The sequence below is a fragment of the Aerococcus mictus genome (assembly GCF_003286595.3).
Classification (GTDB): Bacteria; Bacillota; Bacilli; order Lactobacillales; family Aerococcaceae; genus Aerococcus; species Aerococcus mictus.
Genome location: NZ_CP132985.1, coordinates 666,438 through 690,258 on the forward strand (window position 1 = coordinate 666,438; position 23,821 = coordinate 690,258).

Annotated in this window: 27 protein-coding genes and 1 other annotated feature; of the genes, 21 read left to right on the plus strand and 6 right to left on the minus strand. The window is 41.5% G+C overall.

Features of this window, described 5'->3' with window-relative positions; genetic code table 11:
• The first annotated feature begins 8 nt into the window (after positions 1-8).
• From coaE to rplT, 11 genes are all read left to right on the plus strand, one after another.
• Positions 9-617, plus strand: a complete 609-nt coding sequence (coaE, locus tag DBT49_RS03100) for a dephospho-CoA kinase (protein WP_070559373.1) — start codon at positions 9-11, stop codon at positions 615-617.
• A gap of 101 nt (positions 618-718) precedes the next feature.
• Complete coding sequence (gene nrdR / locus DBT49_RS03105; RefSeq protein ID WP_070559371.1) at positions 719-1,240, plus strand: transcriptional regulator NrdR; 522 nt, start codon at positions 719-721, stop codon at positions 1,238-1,240.
• Positions 1,237-2,640 carry a DnaD domain protein gene (locus DBT49_RS03110; protein WP_111846178.1) on the plus strand — a complete coding sequence of 468 codons (1,404 nt, stop codon included), beginning with the start codon at positions 1,237-1,239 and terminating at the stop codon, positions 2,638-2,640. The genes nrdR and DBT49_RS03110 overlap by 4 nt, the downstream gene beginning before the upstream one ends.
• Entirely contained in the window at positions 2,637-3,566 is a 930-nt protein-coding gene (dnaI, locus tag DBT49_RS03115) for a primosomal protein DnaI (protein WP_070559367.1), read from the plus strand. The genes DBT49_RS03110 and dnaI overlap by 4 nt, the downstream gene beginning before the upstream one ends.
• Before the next feature lie 302 nt (positions 3,567-3,868).
• Entirely contained in the window at positions 3,869-5,824 is a 1,956-nt protein-coding gene (gene thrS, locus DBT49_RS03120; RefSeq protein ID WP_070559365.1) for a threonine--tRNA ligase, read from the plus strand.
• Positions 5,825-5,946: 122 nt separating this feature from the next.
• Positions 5,947-6,327: a GtrA family protein gene (locus tag DBT49_RS03125; protein WP_070559363.1), complete on the plus strand. Its 381-nt coding sequence runs from the start codon at positions 5,947-5,949 to the stop codon at positions 6,325-6,327.
• 1 nt (position 6,328) lies between these two features.
• Complete coding sequence (locus DBT49_RS03130) at positions 6,329-6,793, plus strand: O-acetyl-ADP-ribose deacetylase (RefSeq protein ID WP_070559361.1); 465 nt, start codon at positions 6,329-6,331, stop codon at positions 6,791-6,793.
• Positions 6,794-6,821: 28 nt separating this feature from the next.
• Positions 6,822-8,030, plus strand: coding sequence for a M20 family metallopeptidase (locus DBT49_RS03135; protein WP_070559359.1), 1,209 nt, complete (start codon positions 6,822-6,824; stop codon positions 8,028-8,030).
• A gap of 232 nt (positions 8,031-8,262) precedes the next feature.
• Positions 8,263-8,787 carry a translation initiation factor IF-3 gene (gene infC / locus DBT49_RS03140; RefSeq protein WP_041706154.1) on the plus strand — a complete coding sequence of 175 codons (525 nt, stop codon included), beginning with the start codon at positions 8,263-8,265 and terminating at the stop codon, positions 8,785-8,787.
• A gap of 17 nt (positions 8,788-8,804) precedes the next feature.
• Positions 8,805-9,005 carry a 50S ribosomal protein L35 gene (gene rpmI, locus DBT49_RS03145; protein ID WP_111872393.1) on the plus strand — a complete coding sequence of 67 codons (201 nt, stop codon included), beginning with the start codon at positions 8,805-8,807 and terminating at the stop codon, positions 9,003-9,005.
• A gap of 56 nt (positions 9,006-9,061) precedes the next feature.
• Positions 9,062-9,421: a 50S ribosomal protein L20 gene (gene rplT, locus DBT49_RS03150; RefSeq protein ID WP_070559357.1), complete on the plus strand. Its 360-nt coding sequence runs from the start codon at positions 9,062-9,064 to the stop codon at positions 9,419-9,421.
• A 58-nt stretch (positions 9,422-9,479) separates the two neighbouring features.
• Here the strand turns inward: rplT and DBT49_RS03155 are convergent, their stop codons facing one another.
• The gene (locus DBT49_RS03155; protein WP_070559355.1) at positions 9,480-9,950 is read right to left on the minus strand and encodes a Dps family protein; all 471 of its coding nucleotides are present in this window, start codon (positions 9,948-9,950) and stop codon (positions 9,480-9,482) included.
• 210 nt (positions 9,951-10,160) lie between these two features.
• Here DBT49_RS03155 and DBT49_RS03160 point away from each other — a divergent pair, with 210 nt between their 5' ends.
• From DBT49_RS03160 to DBT49_RS03175, 4 genes are all read left to right on the plus strand, one after another.
• Complete coding sequence (locus DBT49_RS03160; RefSeq protein WP_070559353.1) at positions 10,161-11,216, plus strand: methionine ABC transporter ATP-binding protein; 1,056 nt, start codon at positions 10,161-10,163, stop codon at positions 11,214-11,216.
• A gap of 2 nt (positions 11,217-11,218) precedes the next feature.
• Positions 11,219-11,896 (plus strand): methionine ABC transporter permease, encoded by a 678-nt coding sequence (locus DBT49_RS03165; RefSeq protein WP_070559351.1) that lies wholly within the window; start codon positions 11,219-11,221, stop codon positions 11,894-11,896.
• 26 nt (positions 11,897-11,922) lie between these two features.
• A complete protein-coding gene (locus tag DBT49_RS03170) occupies positions 11,923-12,798 on the plus strand; it encodes a MetQ/NlpA family ABC transporter substrate-binding protein (RefSeq protein ID WP_070559349.1) in 876 nt (291 codons plus the stop codon).
• Positions 12,799-12,969: 171 nt separating this feature from the next.
• The gene (locus DBT49_RS03175; RefSeq protein WP_070559347.1) at positions 12,970-13,494 is read left to right on the plus strand and encodes a GNAT family N-acetyltransferase; all 525 of its coding nucleotides are present in this window, start codon (positions 12,970-12,972) and stop codon (positions 13,492-13,494) included.
• 14 nt (positions 13,495-13,508) lie between these two features.
• Here the strand turns inward: DBT49_RS03175 and DBT49_RS03180 are convergent, their stop codons facing one another.
• Together DBT49_RS03180 and spxA are read right to left on the minus strand one after the other, a co-directional pair.
• On the minus strand, positions 13,509-14,156 hold the full coding sequence (locus DBT49_RS03180) for an adaptor protein MecA (protein WP_060777957.1): 648 nt from the start codon (positions 14,154-14,156) through the stop codon (positions 13,509-13,511).
• A gap of 162 nt (positions 14,157-14,318) precedes the next feature.
• Positions 14,319-14,714: a transcriptional regulator SpxA gene (gene spxA, locus DBT49_RS03185; RefSeq protein ID WP_070559345.1), complete on the minus strand. Its 396-nt coding sequence runs from the start codon at positions 14,712-14,714 to the stop codon at positions 14,319-14,321.
• Between the two features lie 370 nt (positions 14,715-15,084).
• Here spxA and trpS point away from each other — a divergent pair, with 370 nt between their 5' ends.
• Entirely contained in the window at positions 15,085-16,074 is a 990-nt protein-coding gene (gene trpS / locus DBT49_RS03190) for a tryptophan--tRNA ligase (protein WP_111872394.1), read from the plus strand.
• A 73-nt stretch (positions 16,075-16,147) separates the two neighbouring features.
• Positions 16,148-17,194, plus strand: a complete 1,047-nt coding sequence (locus DBT49_RS03195) for a competence protein CoiA (protein WP_070559341.1) — start codon at positions 16,148-16,150, stop codon at positions 17,192-17,194.
• 58 nt (positions 17,195-17,252) lie between these two features.
• Here DBT49_RS03195 and DBT49_RS03200 read toward each other — a convergent pair whose 3' ends face one another.
• Together DBT49_RS03200 and DBT49_RS03205 are read right to left on the minus strand one after the other, a co-directional pair.
• Entirely contained in the window at positions 17,253-17,990 is a 738-nt protein-coding gene (locus tag DBT49_RS03200) for a DsbA family protein (protein ID WP_070559339.1), read from the minus strand.
• Positions 17,991-18,029: 39 nt separating this feature from the next.
• A complete protein-coding gene (locus DBT49_RS03205) occupies positions 18,030-18,626 on the minus strand; it encodes a CYTH domain-containing protein (RefSeq protein WP_070559337.1) in 597 nt (198 codons plus the stop codon).
• A 228-nt stretch (positions 18,627-18,854) separates the two neighbouring features.
• Here DBT49_RS03205 and DBT49_RS03210 point away from each other — a divergent pair, with 228 nt between their 5' ends.
• The 4 genes from DBT49_RS03210 (at position 18,855) to metA (ending at position 23,259) form a co-directional block, all read left to right on the plus strand.
• Positions 18,855-19,673 (plus strand): NAD kinase, encoded by an 819-nt coding sequence (locus DBT49_RS03210; protein WP_013669620.1) that lies wholly within the window; start codon positions 18,855-18,857, stop codon positions 19,671-19,673.
• Positions 19,674-19,683: 10 nt separating this feature from the next.
• Positions 19,684-20,586 (plus strand): RluA family pseudouridine synthase, encoded by a 903-nt coding sequence (locus DBT49_RS03215; protein ID WP_070559335.1) that lies wholly within the window; start codon positions 19,684-19,686, stop codon positions 20,584-20,586.
• Position 20,587: 1 nt separating this feature from the next.
• Positions 20,588-21,997: a magnesium transporter gene (gene mgtE, locus DBT49_RS03220; RefSeq protein WP_070559333.1), complete on the plus strand. Its 1,410-nt coding sequence runs from the start codon at positions 20,588-20,590 to the stop codon at positions 21,995-21,997.
• Between the two features lie 54 nt (positions 21,998-22,051).
• Positions 22,052-22,278, plus strand: a binding site (T-box leader).
• Positions 22,279-22,332: 54 nt separating this feature from the next.
• Positions 22,333-23,259 carry a homoserine O-acetyltransferase MetA gene (gene metA / locus DBT49_RS03225; RefSeq protein ID WP_013670041.1) on the plus strand — a complete coding sequence of 309 codons (927 nt, stop codon included), beginning with the start codon at positions 22,333-22,335 and terminating at the stop codon, positions 23,257-23,259.
• Between the two features lie 5 nt (positions 23,260-23,264).
• Here the strand turns inward: metA and DBT49_RS03230 are convergent, their stop codons facing one another.
• Entirely contained in the window at positions 23,265-23,702 is a 438-nt protein-coding gene (locus DBT49_RS03230) for a GNAT family N-acetyltransferase (protein ID WP_083300460.1), read from the minus strand.
• Positions 23,703-23,821 lie beyond the last annotated feature (119 nt).

Consider the following 23,821-nt stretch of genomic DNA (forward strand, 5'->3'; position numbering starts at 1 on the left):
GTGTATGAATGACTTTTCGCTTAGGATTAACAGGGTCAATTGCTACAGGAAAATCTACTGTTTCTAATTATTTTAAAAAAGTTGGTTTTCCGGTAGTGGATGCAGACCTGGGGGCTCGAGCTGTCGTTGAGCCGGGAACACAGGGTTTACAAGCTATAAAAGAGCATTTTGGAGAGGATTTTCTCTTTCCCAATGGCACCCTTAATCGGAAGAAATTAGGGGATGTGGTCTTTACAGATAAGGATCAACTCAAAGCTCTTAATCAACTGCTCTTGCCTTATATCTATGACTGGGTCAACGACCAAGCCCAGTCTTACCAAGACCAGGGCCATCAATTGATTATTTTGGATATTCCTTTACTCTATGAGACCAAGTACCAGAACGCTTGTGATGCGGTGATGTTGGTCTATGTTCCAGAAAGCATTCAATTGCAACGACTGATGGACCGGGATAATTTAAGTGAAGACGAGGCCTTTGACCGCATGCTGTCGCAATATAATATTGAACAGAAACTTCGCTGGGCAGATATTGTGATTGATAACCAGGGCAGCATCCAGCAAACGGAACAGCAAGTCGAGGCCTGGTTGAGTATCCAAGGCTTTCAAGCCAAAAAATAAGCTGGCTAAGCTGGCTTTTGCCCCCTTATCCTTCCGGCTTTAAACTGTGCTATAATTAATAAAAGAAATATTTTAGAAAATGTCCAAGGAAGGTGAATATTGTGCGCTGCCCCAGATGTCAAGATAATAATACGAAGGTAATCGATAGTCGGCCTGTGGAGGAAAATACATCGATAAGAAGGCGACGCCTATGTACGCAATGTGATTTTCGCTTCACGACCTTTGAACGAGTAGAGAAGATGCCTTTACTGGTTATCAAACGGGACGGTACCCGGGAAGAATTTTCCAAAGAAAAATTATTACGGGGCTTAGTGAGGTCCTGTGAAAAACGACCAATTGCCCTAGAAACCTTAGAAGATGTGGTTAAGAATATCGAATCGGACATTCGTCAAAAAGGGCAAAACGAGGTTCCTTCGACCCTAATAGGGGAAATGGTCATGGATATTTTGCCCAAGATCGATGAAGTTTCCTATATTCGCTATGCCAGTGTCTACCGCCACTTTGAAGATCCTACTGTCTTTTTGCAAGAAATTGAGCAGCTGAAGCAAATGCAAAAAAATAACGCGGAGGGGCAAACGAATTTAGACTTAGAAGCCAATAATGCGGAGGAAGATCGGCCTTGAATCCATGGGAAAAGTTAAATCCACGTGAACCTCTAAAAATTATCCTCACCCAAATTGTTTCCAATGCCGATCTGGAAGTCTTAACCTATCTCTACCAACCAATTATTGGGGCTGAGGCCTTTGCTCTCTATATGACTCTCTATGCCTATATCGACCGTTCGACTTATCAGTCAGAAGTAATTAATCATGGGGAAATTATGGACCAATTGGTTTTTTCTAAAGAACGCTATGTCAGAAGTAGGCGCCGATTAGAAGCCATTGGTCTCTTACGTAGCTACACCCAGCAAAGTGGTCAAGCCCCAGTTCAGGCCCTCTATCAGTTGTTAGCACCGGTTTCTTCTGAGCAGTTTTTTAAGGATAGCCTAATGACTAGCTTACTTTTAGACCATGTGGGGGAAGAGCGTTTTAATCGCTTATTGGACCGCTTTAGCTTTGAAAAGATTGCTGATAGTCAGGAAAATGATTGGCAGGAGGTCACAGCGACTTTTCAGGATGTTTTTCACCTGTCTCAAAGCAGTCGCCAATTGACTGAAAGCGAAAAGCAAAGCTTGCTAAAGAAGCCGAATAAATCCCTTATAAAAACTAGCCTGGTCAGTGATTTTGATATGGCTTATTTTACTGAGTTGGTACAAAGGTCTTTCCTCAGTGAGCGGGCGGTCAGTCAAGAAGTTAAGGAGATGACCCAAAGCCTCCATGCTCTCTATGGCTTGGATGAAGTTGCCCTGTCCCAATTTGCCATTAAGGCAAGTAATCTAAGAACCAACCAAGTGGACATTAATTACTACCAAGGCCTAGTGATCAAGGCCATGGCGAACCAACCGGTAAAAAAACGACCTGACTATCAAATGGACCAAGCCAAGCGGCAGACCGAAAGTCAGGGTCAGGATTTACCCAAAGAAAATCAGGATGAAGCTAGTCTAGCCTTGATCAAGGCGGCTAAGGCTTATCCGCCCCTAACCTTTGCTAAGACTATCAAAGAACAAAAAAACGGCTATCTAACTACCAACGAGATAAAAACCTTAGAGATGGTCATGAATAAGGGACTTATCGATGGACCAACCTTGAACATTATGATTCACTATTATTTGATCAGCCAGGAAAGTTCAAGTATTGTCCGGTCGACCTTTGAGCGGACAGTGGATGATTGGAGTCAAAAAAATATTCAAAGTCCGGAACAGGCACTCACTTATCTCAACAAACGGACTAAACGGATTCAAAAACAAAGACAAAATAAAAATAAGCGGCAAAATACCAAACGCAAAACCTATCAAGAATTACAGCCCGCTTGGTTTAATCAAAAACAAGAGACGACAGATAAAGAGGAAAAAATGGACCATAAAAGTGTCCAAGCCTTAGCCGATCGGATTCGGGCATTGAATAGTGAGGAGGGAGACGAATGAGAAATATTGGGGAAGATATCAGCCATGAGCTCAATAAAGGCAACTTTCGCCAACGCTTAGACCAAACCAAGGCCCAAGTCTTGAGTGATCCGGATGTTAGACAATTTATTGATAAGCATAAAGAAGACTTGGACCAAGAAACGATTGACCGTTCGATATCGAAACTCTATGAATTTGTTCAAGAAAAAGAACGGATCAGGGCGGGGAAAAGGCCCAAATTTCCTAATTTCTATCCTAAGCTCATTATGAATTTTAATTATATTGATATTGAATACCAGGCGACTGATGAATTTCTCGCCGCCCAAAAAGAGCGGGAGAAAAAGCAACGGGTCACTTTACTGGAAATGCCTAAGGATTTAAAGCAAGCCTCCTTCCAAAACTTTGACCTGACCGATCCCAAACGTCAAGCTGCCTTGGAGAAGGCCATTGATTTTGTTGAAGCCATGCAGTCTAAGCCCAAGCAATTTCATCAAGGCCTTTACTTACATGGTCCCTTTGGTGTGGGTAAGTCCTACTTAGCGGCAGCTGTGGCTAACCACTTGGCTGAACATGGTTTTACTACCACCTTGTTCCACTATCCCACTTTTATTAGTGAGATCAAGAGTGCCATTAAAGATAATCGTGTTAACCAGCGACTCAAGAGCCTCCAAGAAGCCCAAGTATTGATGATTGATGATATTGGTGCTGAAAGTAATTCGGCTTGGGTCCGTGATGAAGTCTTAGGGGTTCTCTTGCAGAACCGTATGAGTCAAGGCCAGGCTACTTTTTTCACTTCTAATTTCTCCATGCAGGAATTAGAAAATCATTTGGCCCATACTAATCAAGGAGATTCGGAAACGGTGAAGGCGCAGCGGATTATGGAAAGGGTTCGTTATTTGAGCGAGGAAGTAACCATGTCCGGGCGCAACCGTCGCTATTCGAATTAGAGTCCGTTCACTTTCCTAAATAAAAGCTTGAATTGTTTCATAAAAAGTGCTTTAATTAAAGCAAGTCAGTGATAGAAGACTGAATATAATCAACTTGTAGGAGAGACAGGCTAGATGGTGCAAATGCCTGACAGGTTTTATAGGATACCACTTCTTAGACTTTCTATATGACGTTAGCGCAACGTTATCAGCGTACTAGAGACACTATAGGTGTAAACTAGGGTGGAACCACGATATGAATTAGTAATCGTCCCTTCTGAGCATGCTCAGAAGGGATTTTTTTATAGGAGGAATTTGATAAAATGATACAGTTAACTTTTCCTGATCAAAGTGTAAAGGAATTTGAATCCGGTGTGAGTGGCCGCGATGTGGCTAAATCCATTAGCAATTCTTTAGCCAAACGGGTGGTTGCTTACACTTTAAATGATGAATTAAAGGGCTTAGATGAAGCGATTGAAAGTGATGGTAGCATTCGTTTAATCGATCCTAAGAATAAAGAAACTGAGCAAGAAGCCTTAGATATTCTCCGCCATTCCAGCGCCCATTTACTGGCTCAAGCTTTGCGCCGTCTCTATCCTGACATTAAATTTGGGGTAGGACCAGCCATCGAAAATGGCTTCTACTATGACACCGATAATGGTCAAGGCCAACAAGTGAGTGAGGAAGACTTGCCACGGGTTGAAGCTGAGATGGAAAAGATTGTTAAAGAAGACTACCCAGTGGTAGGTAAGGAAGTAAGCCGTGAAGAAGCCAAGGAAATCTTTAAAAATGACCCTTATAAGTTAGAAATTATTGCTGATCTACCTGAAGATGCCAGCCTTACCACCTATAGCCAAGGAGAATTTACTGACCTCTGCCGGGGCGGCCATGTGCCTTCAACAGGCTATATTAAACACTTTAAATTACTTTCCTTAGCAGGAGCTTATTGGCGAGGAAACTCTGACAATGCCATGATGCAAAGGGTTTATGGGACCAGTTACTTCAATGAAAAAGACCTTAAAGAGGATCTTAAACGTCGCGAAGAAGCTAAGGAACGTGACCACCGTAAAATTGGTAAAGAATTAGACCTCTTTATGATTGATCCTAAAACTGGTCAAGGTCTGCCATTCTGGTTACCAAACGGAGCAACCATTCGCCGTCAAGTTGAACGCTATATTGTCGACAAGGAAGTTCAAGCCGGTTACCAACACGTCTATACCCCAATCATGGCTGATGTAGACTTATACAAGACGTCGGGTCACTGGGACCATTATAGTGACGACATGTTCCCAACCATGGATTTTGAAGATGGTGAAAGCTTTGTCCTACGTCCAATGAACTGCCCTCACCACATCCGGGTTTACCAAAATAAGGTGCATTCTTACCGGGAACTCCCTATCCGTATTGCTGAACTAGGGATGATGCACCGTTATGAAAAATCAGGGGCCCTATCCGGTTTACAACGGGTAAGAGAAATGACCTTGAATGACTCCCATATCTTTGTACGTTTAGACCAAATTAAGGACGAATTCAAGAGCATTTTACGCTTCATGCAAGATGCCTACCATGACTTCAATATTACTGACTACCGTTATCGTTTAAGTTACCGCGACCCTAAAGATACCAAGAAATACTTTGATGATGATGAAATGTGGGAAAAAGCCCAATCCATGTTAAAGGAAGCTATGGATGAATTAGGCTTGGACTATTTTGAAGCCGAAGGGGAAGCGGCCTTCTACGGACCTAAGTTGGATGTCCAAGTGAAAACTGCCCTTGGTAATGAGGAAACCCTTTCAACCATCCAATTGGACTTCCTCCTACCGGAAAAATTCGATGTGACCTATGTTGGTGAAGATGGTCAAAATACCCACCGTCCTGTGATGATCCATCGGGGAATTGTTTCCACTATGGAACGTTTTGTAGCTTACTTAATTGAAGAATATAAGGGCGCCTTCCCAACTTGGTTAGCTCCACAACAAGCCATCTTAATCCCAGTGAATGAAAACCAACATGCGGATTATGTCTACCAAGTGGCTAACCGTATGCGTAGTGAAGGGCTCCGGATTGAGGTTGATGACCGGAATGAAAAAATGGGTTACAAGATTCGTGAAGCCCAAACCCGCAAAGTGCCTTATCAATTAGTCTTTGGTGACAATGAAATTGAAAATGGCACGGTAACCGTTCGTCGTTATGGCTCTAAGAAAACAGAAACTGTGGACTTAGATGAATTCATTAACATGATCCATGCAGAAATTGATAGTTATGGTGTAAAAGACTAGTTAACTTGACAACGTGCTTAGGCTTTTAAGCTAATGATCTAGTGACCAATTAGCTTAAAGCTGGCACGTTTTTTATCAGTTAAAAGTAAGTGACCTCTAAAAAGAAAAGTGGGTGGGAAAAGATGATCAGGCAAATTATGCGCTTTATCCTGGTAGGTGGTCTAAGCACGCTTCTTGATTTTTTCGTCTTTAGCTTATTAATCAGCTGGCAATGCCATTACTTAGGGGCTAATTTGTGCGCCTTTATGCTTTCTTTAGTCTTTAACTATTGGGCCAGTATGCGCTTTGTCTTTCAGTCTAGCTTTTCTAAGGAGGAGCGCTGGCGGGAATTTCTCCTGTTTTTAGTCTTAGCTCTTTCAGGCTTGCTGATTCAAGAACTGATCTTATACCTACTGATAGAGCAACTACGCCTGGACGCCCATCTGGCTAAATTAGCTGGCATTCTTGTGGTCATGGTTTATAATTTTCTTAGCCGAAAAGCATTATTAGAAAGCGAGCACTGATATGACATTTCAAATCATTCATGGGGATATTACCCAAGTGGAAGTAGAAGCCATTGTCAATGCAGCCAACTCCTCTCTGCTAGGAGGAGGAGGTGTTGATGGGGCCATTCACCAGGCGGCTGGCCCTGAACTTTTGGCTGAATGCAAGCAATTAGGAGGCTGTCCAACTGGTCAGGCAAAATTAACCCGCGGCTATCAATTACCCGCTGATTATGTGATTCACACGGTAGGGCCAGTTTGGCAGGGTGGCGACCAGGAAGAAGAAGCGCTATTAACTTCTTGCTACCTAGAGTCTCTCCAGCTAGCTGCTAGTATCCCGGTAAAGTCGCTGGCCTTTCCTTTAATATCCGCTGGAGTATATGGTTATCCCAAGGACCAGGCCTTGTCAGTGGCAAAAAATACCATTCAAAGCTTTTTAGCCACTTATCACAAAGACCTCGACGTCTTTCTGGTCCTCTATCCCTAATAACTAACAGAGAGAAGGTGAAGCATTAATGAAAGATGAGCAAAAAATCACCGCCCTACATGATCATGTGCGGCAAAAAGTTAAAGCAAATTTTCCGCAAATTCTTGATATCAGCCAGTTCATTTTCCAACATCCAGAATTAGGCGACCAGGAATACGTCTCTTCGGACTACCTGGCCAAGCTCCTCCAAGAAGCTGGTTTTCAGGTAGACCGAGCCTATCAGGGGGTTGAAACCGCCTTTCGAGCAGAATATCGCTTGGGAGATGGGCCTAAGATTGCCTTTCTAGCGGAATATGATGCCTTGCCGGGTTTCGGACCCGATAAAAAACCAGGGCACGCCTGTGGCCACAATTGGATCTCAGCCTCGACTGTAGGCGCAGGAATTGTCTTAAGTCAAATGAAGGAGTTCTTCCAAGGAACGGTGGTCGTGATTGGTACGCCAGCGGAAGAAAATTTTGGCCGCAAGGTCGATTTAGCTCGGAGCGGGGCTTTTGATGATATTGATACCTGTATGCAGATGCACCTCTATGAAAGTACCAACCTCAAGGCCAGTGCCCTAGCCATGAATGCCGTTAACTTTCACTTTATCGGTCGGGCCGCCCATGCTGCCATGAGTCCCGAACTGGGAATCAACGCCTTGGATGCTGTCAACTTGACCTTTACCGGGGTCTCTTATCTTAGACAGCAACTGCCCAGTGATGTCCGCATCCATGGCATTATTAAAGAAGGGGGCCAGGCCGCTAATGTTATTCCTGAATCGGCGACGGCTTTCTTCTATGTGCGGGCACCTAAATTAGCCACTTATCGTCAGGCCTTGGATCGGGTTATTAATTGTGCCCGAGGCGCTGCCTTGATGACAGGCTGTCAATTGGAAATCAGCTACCCAGAAAATGAATTCTATGACCTCTTAGTTAATCCAGTCTTGGCCGACCGCATGGAAGATCACATGCGCCTGAGTGGTTTTGACGATATTAGCGAGGAAGAGGAAAAACCTGGGTCTACTGATATTGGCAATGTGAGCTATGCTTGCCCAACTTTTTATGGCAATGTGGGCGTTGGTCAGGGTAAGGTTTTCGTTCATGAAGAAGGGTTTCTCCAAGTGGCTGATAGTCCGGAAGCCCACCAGCAACTTAAGCGAGCCGTGGAAGCCTTTGTCGCCTTAGCTATTGAACTTGATCAAGATCCTGACTTGCTCTTAAAAGTGAAAGAAGCCTTTAAAACACAAATTAAAGAATAATGTCTTGACAAGGTGAAAGCTTTATAGTAATCTATAAAAGTTGAGAAAAGAAGCAGAAACACCCGTTTCTCGCCTGAGTTGACAAGGACGTCCTCGGGCCGATAGATACAGTGACACATGGTCCCTAGGGACTATTGTGCAAGTACGGCGGGTATAGTGTTTTATATTCGCCGTTTTTCTATGCCGAAATCTCATTTATTGTTGTCACTTTAACATTCGGAGGTGAAGGTATATCGCTAAGAATAAATTTAACGAATTATTTACTAATGAAGATATTCGTGCAAAAGAATTACGCGTTATCGATCCAGAAGGAGAACAGCTAGGGGTTATTTCAAAAAGAGATGCCTTAGAGCGGGCTGAGGAAGCAGGACTCGATTTGGTTCTGGTCTCACCTAATGCTAAACCGCCTGTTGCTCGGATTATGGATTATGGTAAATATCGTTATCAACAGCAACGTAAAGCGCGTGAACAACGTAAAAATCAAAAGACGATTCAAGTGAAAGAAATCCGTTTAAGCCCAACGATTGATGAAAACGACTTTCAAACTAAAGTACGTCAAGGAAAGAAATTCATTGATAAAGGGGACAAGGTGAAGGTTTCTATTCGCTTTAGAGGTCGCGCCATTACCCATAAAGATTTAGGTCGCGAGGTTTTGGAACGCTTTGCCAGCGAACTTGCTGATGTAGCTACTGTAGAGCAAAAGCCTAAGATGGAAGGACGCTCTATGCAACTACAATTAGCACCAAAAGAAGATTAATTTCAGGAGGATATATTATGCCAAAACAAAAAACACATCGTGCGTCAGCTAAACGTTTTAAACGGACTGCTTCAGGAAAATTAAAACGTAGCCATTCAGAACGTTCACACCGTTTTCACGGTAAAACCAAGAAACAACGTCGTCAACACAAACAACCAGCAATGGTGCATGTTTCCGACCAAAGACGTATTGAACAAATGCTTGACACTTACAAGTAAGATCAGTTAAGCAGGACGCATAGATAGAGAACTAAGTATAATCAAGGAGGAATAACATGGCACGTGTTAAAGGTGGAACGGTTACACGCCGTCGTCGTAAAAAATATTTAAAATTAGCAAAAGGTTACTTTGGTAGCAAATCAACCAACTATAAAGTAGCTAAACAAGCGGTTATGAAATCCTATTCATACGCTTACCGTGACCGTCGTCAAAGAAAACGTGACTTCCGTCGTTTATGGATTACCCGTATTAATGCGGCTGCACGTTTAAATGGCTTAAGCTATAGCCGTTTAATGAACGGTTTACACCAAGCTAACGTGGATATCAACCGTAAAATGTTAGCAGATATCGCTGTTAACGATTCTGAAGCTTTCACTGCAATCTGTGACCAAGCCAAGGCTGCACTTGAAAAATAAGCATTAAAAAAGGACCCACAGCGGTCCTTTTTATGTTTATAAGTAAATTTTATTGGCCTTAGTCTTTGTCAATATTAGGCGCTTGGCCTAGTTCCGCTTCAACCATCCATAGGGTTTTTTGAGCGTCACGGAGGTAGCCAGTACAGATGTCCTCACTAGCGACGTCGCCTTCCTTGCTTGCTGCATCGACCCCTAATTGATAGTCGTCTGCTAAGATGCGGATAACATCAGCCACCCGATGCATATCTTCTTGGATACTGGTATCCCACTCGCCTTTATGGTCGGGAATACGGGTATGGTCAGAAAACTCTTTAAGGGTTGAGAAGGGAGAACCATCGATAGTGATTATACGTTCAGAAACAACGTCGAGCTGTTCAAGAATATCATCCATAAAGCTATCGAGTTTTGGATGATAGAAAAGAAAACCTTCCCCCCGCATATACCAGTGAATTTGATGGATAACGGTGTGGGCTTGAACTAGGTCAGCAACTAATTGATTAAGTGCTTTTTTTGTTTCTGTGTATGCCATTATGTATCATATCCTTTCTCTAGCATTACTTCCTACTTTAGAATAATTATAAAATTAATGGTTTTGAAAGTAAAGCAAGAGACCTGTAGGGGCAATTCAACTTTGTTATCGATAAAAGCGATCAAGTGTAATATAATAGAAGCCATGCTGAAAAGACAAAAAAATGTTAGAATAGTGTTTATGAAAGTGATAGAAAGGTAGGCGGTCGTTTTGATTGAATTAAAAAATGTATCCGTTACTTTTGAGAGTGATGATAAAGCCGTTCATGCCGTTAAGGATGTCTCCTTATCCATCCAATCAGGAGAAATCTTTGGTGTGATTGGCTACTCTGGCGCTGGGAAGAGTACCTTAGTCAGAACCATTAATTGCCTGCAAAGACCAAGCAGTGGACAGGTTTTTGTTAATGGTCAAGAAATTACAGCGCTATCTGAAAAAGATCTACGTCTAGCCCGTAAAAAAATTGGAATGATTTTCCAACATTTTAACTTGATGAAATCCCGGACAGTTGCTGAAAATGTTGCTTATCCGCTAAAAGGGTCCGGTTTATCTAAAGAAGAAAGCCAAAAGAAAGTCCAACACTTACTGGACCTGGTAGGCTTGGGTAACCGGGGCGATTCTTATCCTAGTCAATTATCTGGCGGTCAAAAGCAAAGGGTCGCTATTGCGCGGGCCTTGGCCAATGATCCCCATGTCCTTCTCTGTGATGAAGCAACCAGTGCTTTAGACCCAAAAACAACCAGCCAAATTTTGGACTTGCTCAAGCAAGTTAACCGTGAACTAGGAATTACTATAGTCATTATTACTCATGAAATGGCCGTTATCAAACAAATTTGTGATCGGGTGGCGGTTATGGAAGCCGGCTCGGTGGTTGAACAGGATAGTATTTTAAATATCTTCTCAAATCCGCATGAAGACCTGACTCAGGACTTCATTAGTTCAGCTAGTCCAACAGAAAAGGGCATTGAAACCATCCTGTCTAACCCTGACTTATTAAATATTGAGCCGGGTGACCGCTTGCTCAGGATCGATTTTACCGGAGCTTCTACTGGGGAACCCCTGCTGGCTTCCTTAACAAAGAAGTATGATTTATTAGCTAATATCCTTTATGCGAATATCGAAATTCTTCAAGGAACGCCCGTAGGGACCCTCCTTATTTCCTTAAATGGAGAGTCTAGTCGGGTGCAAGAAGCCATTGACTTCGTCCACAGCAGTGGCGTCCATACTAAGGAGTATACATTCGATCATATAGAGAAGGGGGATAAATAAGCATGGAATTCTTAGAAAAAATCATGCCAAATGTGGTGGCTATTTCCGACCAATTCGTTGAAGCCACTTGGGAAACCTTATTTATGACGGTTATTACCTGCCTCTTTGCTTTTGCTATTGGTTTAGTGATCGGCGTCTTCCTTGTTCTCTATATGCCTGGAGGTCTTAAAGAAAATAAGGCCGTTTACAATGTCTTAGATAAGGTCGTAAACATCGGTCGGTCGATTCCCTTCGTTATTTTAATAGCACTTTTAGGGGGCTTTACCCGCCTAATTATGGGGACAGCCATCGGGACAGCAGGAGCCTTGGTTCCCTTAATTGTGGGGACGATTCCTTTCTATGCCCGTCAAGTCCAAAACGCCTTATTAGAAATTGATCCTGGTGTTATCGAAGCAGCCCTGGCTATGGGGTCAACCACAACTGAAATTGTTACCCGAGTTTACTTGAAAGAAGCTATTCCAGGTTTGATTCGGGTATCTGCCCTCACCGTCATTAACGTGATTGGTTTAACCGCTATGGCAGGTGTCGTTGGTGGTGGTGGTCTTGGTGACTTAGCCATTAACCGTGGTTACCAACGCTACCAAAATGATGTAATCCTAGTTGCTACCTTATTGATTTTAATTATGGTCTTCATCAGTCAAGCTGTTGCTGACCGTTTAGTAAAACATTTCGAACATTAAACGAATTATAAAAGGGGAGAATTTTTATGAAGAAATGGAATGTTGTTTTAGCCTCAGCCTTATCCTTATTATTACTAGGAGGCTGTTCAAAAGAAGCCAAAGCGCCAGAAGAGGGCGGCACTGTCACTGTTGGGGTTGCTGGTGAAAATGAAGAAAAGATTTGGACTGAAGTCTCTGATAAATTGAAAGATGAAAATATTGACTTAAAAGTTCAACTATTCTCAGACTATGTGCAACCTAACCGGGCTGTTCAAGAAGGCGAAATTGACATGAATGCTATGCAACATGTGGCTTATTTATTGGACTATAATAAGAACAATAATGCTGACTTAGTGCCGATTGGTTATACTTATATTTCAGCTATGGTGGTCTACTCCGATACAGTTAAAGATCTTAAAGACCTTCCTCAAAATGCTAAAGTAGCCATCCCTAATGACGCTACCAATGGGGGCCGGGCCTTACTCTTGTTAGAACAAGCTGGTGTCTTAGAAATTGATGACAATGCAGGGATTACTCCTACTGTTAATGATATTACCTCAAATCCTAAAAATATTGAGCTGGTTGAAATGGATGCGGCCCAAGTGCCACGTGCCTTAAAAGACTCTGACGCTATTGTTGCTAATACCAACTACGCAGTTTCTGCAGGTTTCGATCCTAATGATGGTATTTTCTCTGATACCGATGACCTTGATAATTTAGGAACTCAATATAAGAATATTATTGCAGTGAAATCTGAAAATAAAGACAATGAAGTGTATAAGAAGATTGTGAAAGCTTACCAAAGTGAAGACGTTGAGAAGAAAATTAAAGAAATCTCTGGTAACGCTGACCAAAAAGCCTGGACTGACAATGATCAACCAGAAGAAGACTTCCATAAACTTCAAGAAGAAGGGCAAAAATAGCCCTAACTTCTAAACGATTAGCTGCTAAGCATTAAAAGCTTCTATCCACATGAGATTTTAGAAATTTCTGTGGATGGAAGCTTTTTTAATTTGAGCTTAAGAATTTTCAATACTCTTGCTAATGAACTTTATGGTAAAGTGGTAATGAACTTTTTACCGGGAGGAATCAGGATGGAAAAGATGCAAATTCGCTTAGCTCAGAGTGAAGATTTACCAGCTATCCAGGCGATCATTAAGGCAGGGGCGGCTTATTTACGTCAACAAAATATTGATCAATGGCAGGATCCAACCGTCTACCAAGCGGACAGCCTATTAAAAGATATTGAAGAAAAAAACGCGTATTTAGCCTTAATCGAAGAGGATGTGGCCGGATTTTTTATTGCTAGGCCTATAGACAGGGATTATGACAACTATTCAATTTGGCAGTGTCAGGGAGACTACCTAGCTTTTCATCGGGTAGCCTTGGCGACTAAGTACCGCGGTCAGGGGCTTAGTCGGGCCTTATTTCAGGCCTTTGAAGACCTAGCTTATCACTTAGAGACTAATGACTTAAGAATTGATACCCATCCCGATAACCTTGGCATGCAGAAGATTATTTTAAAAGCCGGTTATCAGTACTTAGGAGAGATTGAATTAGCGGGTAGTGGCAGACGCTATGCCTACGAAAAAATTATTCCAATAAAAAAATCCAGCTGATGAGCTGGATTTTTTTATTGGAATAATTGAGCAACCTGATTAATTGATTCTGGATGAATTAATAATTGGCCATGCTCGCGGAGTAGGGCAGGAGCAAAGGGACTCAGCTGACCAAACTCTAAGGCATAGCTAGTCAGATCTGCTTGTCTAGCCTGGGTGAGGTCTTCTTTTTCAAACCTTATAATCACTTGAAAAAGCTCTTGGTAGACATAGACTTCTAGGCTAGCTTCATCCACTTGGTAGGATTTCAGAAAAGTCAGGACTTGGTCCCAGGACTTAAAGGCTAAAGCAAGTTCAGGTCGACCTCCCTTTGTGTCTGCTTCACTAGGGTTTGTAGAGGAGTTTTCCTCCTCGGGACTCATATTTTGTGTAATATTTTCAAGTAGATTTTCCAAGCCATCCTTGTCCATATATTGGCCATCTGCTGTGGCTTTACTAATATAGAGGTCGATACCGCCATTCTTAGGAAGGACTTGGAAAGTTAAAGCTTCTGAATCTTGAAAGCGCTTTGAAACATCGGCTTCTTCTAAGATACTCATAAAGAAGTTTTCAACTTGGCTTTGATCTTTCATGAGGTCTAAGAGGGTAATTCCGCGCGATTCGAGATCATCTTTGGCGATGAATACGCGCATGGTATTATCATTAAGATACTCCATTTCCATCACAAATCACCTCCGAATATTTAGTGATTATCTTTTCTTTAAGCATATTTTTGTTTCAACGATTATTTTACCATAAATCAGCTAAAATGAAAAAAGGCATCTTCACCCTCCATTCAAAAAGCTAGAGGATGAACATGCCATCGATTTAAACAGTAAGGGAGCTTATCCCATTTTTCTTAAAGCTTCGTGAAGTTCGATCGTTCTTACTTCTCTTGGCAAGAAGCGACGAATTTCATCTTCATTATAGCCTACTTGCAAACGTTTTTCGTCCATGATGATTGGTCGACGCAATAGTCCTGGGTTTTCTTGGATAAGATCGAATAATTCATTTAAACTGATTTCATTTAAATCAATATGTAATTCTTGAAAGGCTTTTGAACGAGTAGAAATAATCTCTTCAGTACCATCTTCTGTCATTCTTAAGATTTCTTTAATCTCATCGCGGCTTAGAGGTTCTTGGAATATATTACGTTCCACATAGGCAATGTTGTTTTCTTCTAGCCAAGCCCGAGCTTTGCGGCAAGAAGTACAACTAGGGGAAGTATATAATTTAACCATGTCAATTTCTCCTTTAAGGTTTGACTTGTGTTCCGTATACATACACAGTATATCATAAAAGTGAACCGTATACTAGTTCTTTTTTAAAAATAAATGAGCAAAACTTAACGAAGCTTGTGATAAAATAAGCAATATGGAACTAGGTATTTCAATATAGTCGTTTTTTGACCTTTGTTTGATCAATTTCTGATTTTTTAACTTATAAAACATAACACAGAGTAAAACAGTGTTTGAGGGAGCTATTTCTACTATTTATAAGCGAAAAATTCACCAGCTCGATTAAAAAAAGACTTCGTGAATTTATTACTTATACCGTCTATCCGATCAGGTTCGTGATATAATAGGGAAAATTAGAGGAGGTTTTCTTTTCATGAAACGAATTTTTTCCGGGGTACAACCAAGCGGCACGCCAACCATTGGTAATTACGTGGGTGCCTTAAAGCAATTTGTCGATTTACAGGATCAATTTGACACTTATTATTGTGTGGTCAATGAACATGCCATTACTGTCCCCCAAGATCCAGAGACTTTAAGAAAGAATACCAGGTCTTTGGCGGCCTTATACCTAGCCTTAGGGGTTGATCCTAAAAAATCCGCTATCTTTATCCAAAGTCAGGTTCCAGCCCACGCCCAAGCGGCTTGGATTGTCCAATGTCTGACTCCACTAGGGGAATTGGAACGGATGACTCAGTTTAAGGACAAGGCGCAAAAGCAAGACAATATTTTTGCCGGCCTTTTAGGCTATCCCGCTTTGATGGTGGCTGACATTGTGCTTTATGATGCTGACTTGGTACCAGTGGGTGAAGACCAAAAGCAACATATGGAACTGACCCGTAATTTTGTCGACCGCTTCAATAACCGCTTCGGCACTAAGGAAGAGAAGCTACTGGTTAAACCAGACATCTATACACCGAAGGCAGGTGGGCGGATTATGAGTTTACAAGATCCAAGCAAGAAAATGAGTAAATCAGACGACAATAAAAAAGCTTTTATTTCCTTACTGGATGATCCGAAAACGATTGAAAAGAAAATTAAAAGTGCAGTAACGGACTCAAGCGGAGAAATTTCCTATGATCCAGAAAATAAACCAGGCGTTTCTAATCTATTAGATATTTTCTCAGCCTTTTCTGACCAAAGCATTAGTCAACTAGAAAAAACCTATGCCAATTCGGGTTATGGCCAACTGAAAACGGACCTCAGCCAAGCGCTAATTGCCGTTTTAGAACCGATGCAAAAAGACTATCAACATCTCTTAGCAAGCAGTGAACTGGATGATGTCTTAGCAGCTGGTGCTAAACAAGCCAATGAAGTCGCTAACCAAACCCTAGCACGCATTGAAAAAGCGATTGGTTTTAGATAAAAAGAATTGATCCTGCATTAATCAGCTAATTTTAACCCTGATTACGGATATATTCCTATGAGGGGGAATAATCATGTATTATGCAAAATTAGCTAATGGTCAGTTGATTAGTTCTTATGAGGTCGATGACCGCATTCAAAGAAAAATATTGGCTCTTAACCAGCAGATCTTCTACTGCCCAAACTGCGGGCAAGAATTAGTTTATCGTTGTCATTCAAGGAAGAAGCCACATTTTGCCCATCAAAATAATCAATTAAGTCTCAAATATTGGCGCCGGGAATCTCAGTGGCACTTGAATAATAAGGAGCAGATCAGGCAAATCTTAGTAGCTAAGGGCTATCAGGCTCGTGTAGAAGTTGCTAGCTACACGCCTGACCATCGTTCAGATATCCTCTTTCAAGCAGGAGATGTGGTGGTAAGTATTGAACTTCAGGCTAGCCTACTGACCAAAGAAGCTGTCATCAGTCGCGAGCAAGATTATCACCGAGCAAAAGTGCAGGTCTTATGGCTACTCAATCCTAAAAAAAGGGACTTACGCTTGACGGCTAACAATTTAAATCGCTTAGCCCCGTTTTTTCAGTATTTGCCCTGCTTTGGCCCTTATTTGCCTTATTGGGTGGAGGAGACTCGCTTAGTTGAAATTCAAAGTTTTAACGATTATGGTCATCTCTTATGCCGTTATCACTTAAGTATTGACGATTATCTCTATTTGTTTTCTTACCCCAAGCAAGTTGGCTTACTTAATCAAGAGGGAGCTAGTGGACTAGGGATTAGTCAGTTGTTGAAAGTAAGGGAGACCCGGTCTTTAAGGCGCAAAATTCGTCAACGTCCGCTTAAGGCCGAGAAAAGGCTCTTAGAGCAGCTCTATTTTCGAAAATTGTCCTTAGACGACTTACCGGATACGTGTTTTTTCTTTAGGGGAGAGTCTATCTATATCAAAGAAAAACTCTGGTTATTAGCTGCCTATGTTTTTCTACTTAAAGAAGAAAAGTTACTTGATTCAGAGATCTATACTTTTTTACTGAATTACCTTAATCCGCGTCCCTTTAGGCCCCAATTGAGCTTTGCTTATGAGAACTGGTTATGGCAAGTCAGTCAAGCCATGGTAAAATTGCTATAAAAAAAGCGATCCGTTTTTGCGGATCGCTTTTTTATGGGAAAAGGTCGCCAAATTGACTTCAATGGCGGATTAATTTGAGACTGTCCTTATCCAAGGAGCGGTAGTGTGATTTTTTCTTTGACTGACTCTTGTTTTCTTTCTCTAAATGAGTAGACTCGCTAATTTTTTTTTCAGCTTGGGGTAACATTTGAGTGGTTAATTCTTCCAGATCTTGGGCCGTAAAGGCGTCTTCAATTCTCAGGCCGTATTGGTAGTTTAAGTTATCAAAGATAACTAAAGAAGGGTAGTTCACAATTTCCATTTGATGGGCCAATTGTAAATCCTCTAGAACATCTTCACGGGTTTGCTTAGAATAGAGATCTTCCATCCACATATCAAAGTCAAGGCCAATCTTTTTAGCATATTTCTCCATACGCTTTAAGCTGTAGGATTTCTTTTGACAGCCAAAAACTTCTTGCATGGTCATTAGGAAAGTGCGGCCTCGCTTCTTGCCTTGGCAGAGAGCAGCCTTATATCCCAAAGATACCTTATACATGCATTGGTAAAGTTCATTTCTCTCTTCTAAGCTTTGCTTGTTTTTGGCTAAAGTCTTGAAATAGTTCCAAAAGAAGTGGTGGTCCACACAGGAAACGAGGCGGAAGTAGATTTTTTTGTCACTGTTAGCAACAAACCGCAATAACTCTTCTTCTAATTCTAGACAAAACGGGTCAATTGGATTAACAAATAAAAAGATTTCAAAGATATGATTATTATGATGTTTTTTTGCCATGCTATGACAATTATAGTCCGATTTCATTGTATTCTCCCCCAATTAATGATGATCAAACTGTATAAATTATTCGAATGGATATAATGGCTTATCTAATTGCATTCGGGCAATTTTTGGCTTGGAAGGTCGACGAGTAATATGATAGCTAGATAAAAATTCATTAAAATAACGCTTTGGATCGTCCTCTCCAGGCTCAACTTCTAATTCTAATTCATAATCATTGTAAGTGTAAAAAGAGCAAGCGTCTAATACAAGCTTTTGCTTTTTCCAATTTTTTTCCAAGCGAGTGGTTTTAAATTGACCAATAGGTCGTAATTCACTAGCGTCTAAACCAATTTCATGGAATAAGGCGCTTAAGTTAGCTCCAGGCTGAAATTGACCTGTCTCCATCATGGCTTGCGCACTTGCTTGGCTGACCTTATCAGTGACTTCCAAGGATTTGGCGCTAGTCAGTGACTGCTTATAGGTGAGATGGGCATAGGTATCGCTTAGCCGAATCCTTAAGGCACTGTGGTTTGCTTTCAGGCGGAGAGATTCGGTATCAAAGTACATATTATGTTGGTGCTTGGCTTCATTTGAATGAAGATCAAATAAAGATAAGAGCTTTTGATATTCTTCTGGACTAAGAATATTTTTATATTCTGTTTCAATGTCCTTGTGCATAAATTCACTCTCCTCTTTTCTCCAAGTATTATAACAAGCATTCAAGACCTTGCCAAAAAACTTGCCTTTAAAGTCAGTAATCGCTGCCTAAAGCAAGAAAAATATGTTTTAATAGTAGGGTAAGGATTATAGTTAAGTTAATATAATTACTTAATAAAATAGGCCAAAAGAATTATTTTTTCAAGTTAAAATTTTATCATAATATGGATGTAAAAGGAGAATCAACCAATGCGTATCGCAATAGTAAGTAACGACAATGAATCATCTAAGGATGTGCAAGCGAGGCTGCTTTCTGCGTGTAAACAGGCTGATTTCAGCATTGACCAAGACCATCCAGATATTGTGGTATCCATTGGTGGGGACGGCACCTTATTGGAAGCCTTCCACCACTATGAAAAACAGCTCGACCATGTCCGCTTTGTCGGCGTTCATACTGGACACTTAGGTTTTTATACTGACTGGACAGTTGATGAATTGGACCAGTTTATTGATTTTCTCCTCAATGATTCGGGTGAGAGCGTCTCTTACCCGCTCTTGGAAGTGGCTTTAGAAAAGGTGGATGGCGAAAAGAATCACCTGATTGCGCTTAATGAAGCAACCTTGCGCCGTTTTGAAGGGACGATGACTGGGGAAGTCTTTATAAAAGAAGAAAAATTTGAACTCTTTAAAGGAGACGGCTTATGTGTATCGACACCGACTGGGTCAACAGGCTTGAACAAGTCTCTAGGAGGCGCGGTGGTTCATCCCCGCTTGGATACCCTGCAAGTCACAGAGATTGCTTCTTTAAATAACCGGGTCTACCGCACCATCTCTAGTCCTATCCTGATTGCTGGCGATGAGTGGATCCGGGTAAAATTGGATGATGAATTTTTAGCTGGTGTCTTTATGACCCTGGATCATTTATCTTTTTCCCTAAAAGGAGTGAAAAATATTGAGTTCCGAATTGCTAAATCACGGGTTCACTTTGCCAGGTACCGTCATATGCATTTCTGGGACCGAGTGGAAAATGCCTTTATTGGCCTAGGCGACCGCGATAAGAAAGGATAATTGACAGCTTATGTTATTTTTCTCGTGGACTTGTGACCAGGAAGTATATGTGAAGACTTTTCTTAGGCAAAAAGGCGTTTCCCGCCGTCAACTGGCTAAAATCAAATACCATGGAGGGACTATTTTAGTTAATAATAAGCGAGTTGGGAGTAAATACTTCCTTTCTTTGGGAGACCAAGTGACCATTATCTACCCAGCTGAGGGCAGCCAAGATCAAATTATGGCGGTGGATTTTCCTTTGGATATTCTTTATGAAGACCGCGATTATTTAATTGTTAATAAACCGGCCGGCTACACCTCCATTCCTTCACAATTTAAGGATGAATACTCCATGGCTAATTTTGTTAAAGGCTACTTTGTTAGAAAAAATTATGAAAACCGAGTCATCCATGTTGTGACCCGTTTAGACCGTTTTACGAGTGGGGCAATGATCTTTGCTAAGCACAAGTACGCCCATTCACAAATCGATCAATTAATGCAGTCTGGCGGTATCAATAAGCAGTATTTAGCCTTTACCCATTCTGCTATCGGGTCAGACCAGCATGGCCTGATTGAAGCGCCGATTGGTCGCAAGGAGGGGTCAATTATCGAACGCTGTGTCAGAACGGACGGTCAATACGCTAAGACAGAGTATTGGTTGGAGGATAGTCAGGCTGGATTGTACCGCTATCGGGTTCAACTTCATACCGGACGTACCCATCAAATTAGAGTCCACTTTGCTTATCTAGGCGCCCCTCTTTGTGGGGACGATCTCTACGGTGGTAGTCAGGAAGCCGGGCTGGCTGGTCAGGCTTTACACTGTCAACGTCTGGCCTTCAAGCAGCCTTTAACCCAGGAAGATTTAGTGATTGAAGCACCTTTATCCCAAGACTTTAAAACTTGGTTAGCTAGTTATCAAAAGGGGGACTCCTAAAATGAAGGATCAAGAACAAAAAAGACTTAGCAGTTCTAAGCCAGAACAAGAAGAGGAATTGACTCCTGAAGAAATTGTTGACCGCGTTAAAGAAGCCTTAGCTAAACATGATCAGTCGGCTTTGCGTTATGAATTTTTTAAGAACCATCCTTATGACCAAGCCAAAATTTATATCAAACTAAGCGATGAAGAACGTCGTCTGCTTTACCAATATATCTCAGCTAAGGAATTAGCCGATGTTTATGACGTTTTGGATGAGGATGAGCAAGAAGATATTATTGATTATTTAGAGGCCATGGATGACCAATATACAGCCAATATGCTGGGAGAAATGTACCGGGATAATGCAGCGGATATTCTGAAAAAGTTTTCTCCTAATAAAATTGTCCATTATATGCGCCTAATTCCCATCGAACAAGCGGAAAAGATTAAGACCTTAATGGATTATGAGGATGAAACTGCTGGGGCGATTATGACCACTGAATTTGTCCAGATTAAGGCCAATCAAACCATCAAGTCGGCCATGACTCTAGTGAGGGCCAAGGCTGAGAATGCTGAAACCATTTATTATCTCTATGTTGTGGATGATGATTCCCGTTTAGTCGGGGTTCTCACCCTGAGAGATCTAATCACCTCTGATGCTAACCGGCTAGTTTCTGAAGCCATGTCGCCGCGAGTGGTGACGGTATCGGTTGACGATAACCAACAAGACGTGGCCAGAACCATTCAAGACTATGATTTCTTAGCTATCCCTGTTATTGAAGCGACCGGGGAGTTACTAGGGATTATTACGGTTGATGATATCTTGGATGTTATGGATGAAGAAGCCGTAGCTGACTACTCGGGTTTGGCTGGGGTGTCGGTTGATGAACCTTATCAAACGCCAGTCAAATCAGCTCAGTCACGGTTGCCCTGGTTAATTACTCTCTTGTTTTTGGGGATGGGAACTTCTACCTTGATTGGTCATTTTGAGGATATGATTTCTGAAGTGGCCACTTTATCTTTATTTATTACCTTAATTACCGGGACTTCAGGTAATGCAGGGACCCAGTCCTTAGCGGTTGCGGTGAGAAAAATTGCTAATCCAGATAATGAAGAGTCTACCTTCCTTCAATTGATCTTTCGCGAATTGTTTACGGGTTTAATATGTGGACTGATTACTGGGGGAACGATTTTCCTGATTATCACCCTCTGGCAAAAGAATATGGTCTTGGGTCTGGTCGTTGGGGTAGCTATGCTATGTGCGATTACCGTGGCTAATTTAGCAGGAAGCATCATTCCCCTCCTTATGGACCGGCTTGGCTTTGACCCAGCAGTAGCTTCTGGCCCCTTTATTACGACCTTAAGTGACTTGACCAGTGTTTTAATCTATTTTTCAATTGCTTCACAGTTTCTGCTTTACTTATCCTAGTCCTATCTTGACAAAGATAGTTACAACCGATAAAATGAGATCAATAATATAAAAAAGTAAGCTTTGAATAGATAAGTAAGTCAGTTAATTATTTGAGCGAGCTCTGTTTGGTGAAAGAGAGTATGAGGCGCTGGCTGAAGATGGTCTATGAGCAACTAATTGTGAGCAATGGTGAACACTTAGCGCTTGGTAATCGATAACTTACCACTACATGATAGTGTAGATGAGAGGTAATCAATCGATTACGAAGTAGGGTGGTAACACGGTGAAGCGTCCTTATAGTATGAGTATTCATGCTGTAGGGACTTTTTTTATGGAATGGAGGAATGGGGATCATGCCCATAAAAGTACAAGAAAATTTACCTGCTTTAAAGAAATTGGCTAGTGAGAATATCTTTGTCATGGATGAACGTCGCGCGGCCATGCAAGACTTTCGTTCGCTGGAAGTCATTATTGTCAATTTAATGCCGACCAAAGAGGCCACTGAAGAGCAATTATTGCGGCTGTTAAGTAATTCAGCCCTACAGGTTAATGTCACCTTCATTCACATGCAGTCCCATAAGGCAAAAAATACATCAGCTAAACACCTGGATACTTTTTACCGGACCTTTGCTGATATTAAAGATCGTTACTTTGATGGCATGATTATCACCGGTGCGCCAGTAGAGCAATTGGATTTTGAAGAAGTTAATTATTGGGATGAATTAGTTGACATTATGGAGTGGAGCTCTAACCATGTCTTCTCTACCCTCCATATTTGTTGGGGAGCCCAGGCCGGTCTATACCATCACTTTGGCATCAAGAAATATTCCTTGGACCATAAGCTTTTTGGAGTTTATCCCCAATACATGGACCATCCGGAAATTTCCCTACTACGTGGCTTAGATGATGTCTTCTATATCCCTCATTCCCGCTATACTGAAGTCCGTCGCGAGGATATCGAGGCTAATCCCGATCTGGAAGTGCTTATTTCCTCACCAGAAACGGGAATAACCGCTGTCCATAGCAAGGACCAACGTTTTGTCTTTATCTTTGGCCATGTGGAATATGACGCTGATACGCTAGACCGGGAATATAAGCGAGATATCAATGAAGGGATAGAAATCAAGGTGCCATTGAATTATTATCCCGAGGATAATCCCAATAAAAAACCTTTACTGAGATGGCGGTCAACCTCAAATATGTTATTTACTAATTGGTTAAACTATTATGTTTACCAAGAAACACCCTTTGTTATTGAACGCATTGATAAAGAAAAATAATTTTTTTATCTTAAGGCATAAGCCATCTTACGGTGCTTAATCCCTGCTTCTAAAAAGACCTCGCTTTCAATTTTAAAACCGAGTTTTAAATAGAAGGGAACGGCTGTTTCTTGGGCATCAAGGACGCAGCTTGAGTAATGACGATTTTTAGCAAATTTTAGGCAGGCTTCCATTAAAGCTTGCCCGTAGCCTAAATGGCGGGCATTTTTAGAGACTGCAAACCGTTGCATTTTTATTTCTTCCTGGTTCAAAGGATAGAGTCGACAAGTCGCAAGCGCCTGGTCATTTTGATAGAGGCAGAAGTGGAAGCAAAGCGATTCAAAGTTATCAATTTCAATTTTGGGGTCGACACCTTGCTCCTCAATAAAGACTTGCTTTCTAATGGTAAGAGCGTCATGGTATAGCTTAGAATTGAGCGCTTGACTCATATGAATAGTGGTCATGGGGGTGGGCTCCTTTATTTGTAATGGTTTTATTATAGGTAAAATCGTTCAGTCTGAAAAGAATACTTATCTTTTTATTGCTGTTCCATAAAAAGGAGCTTATAATATATACATAAAGG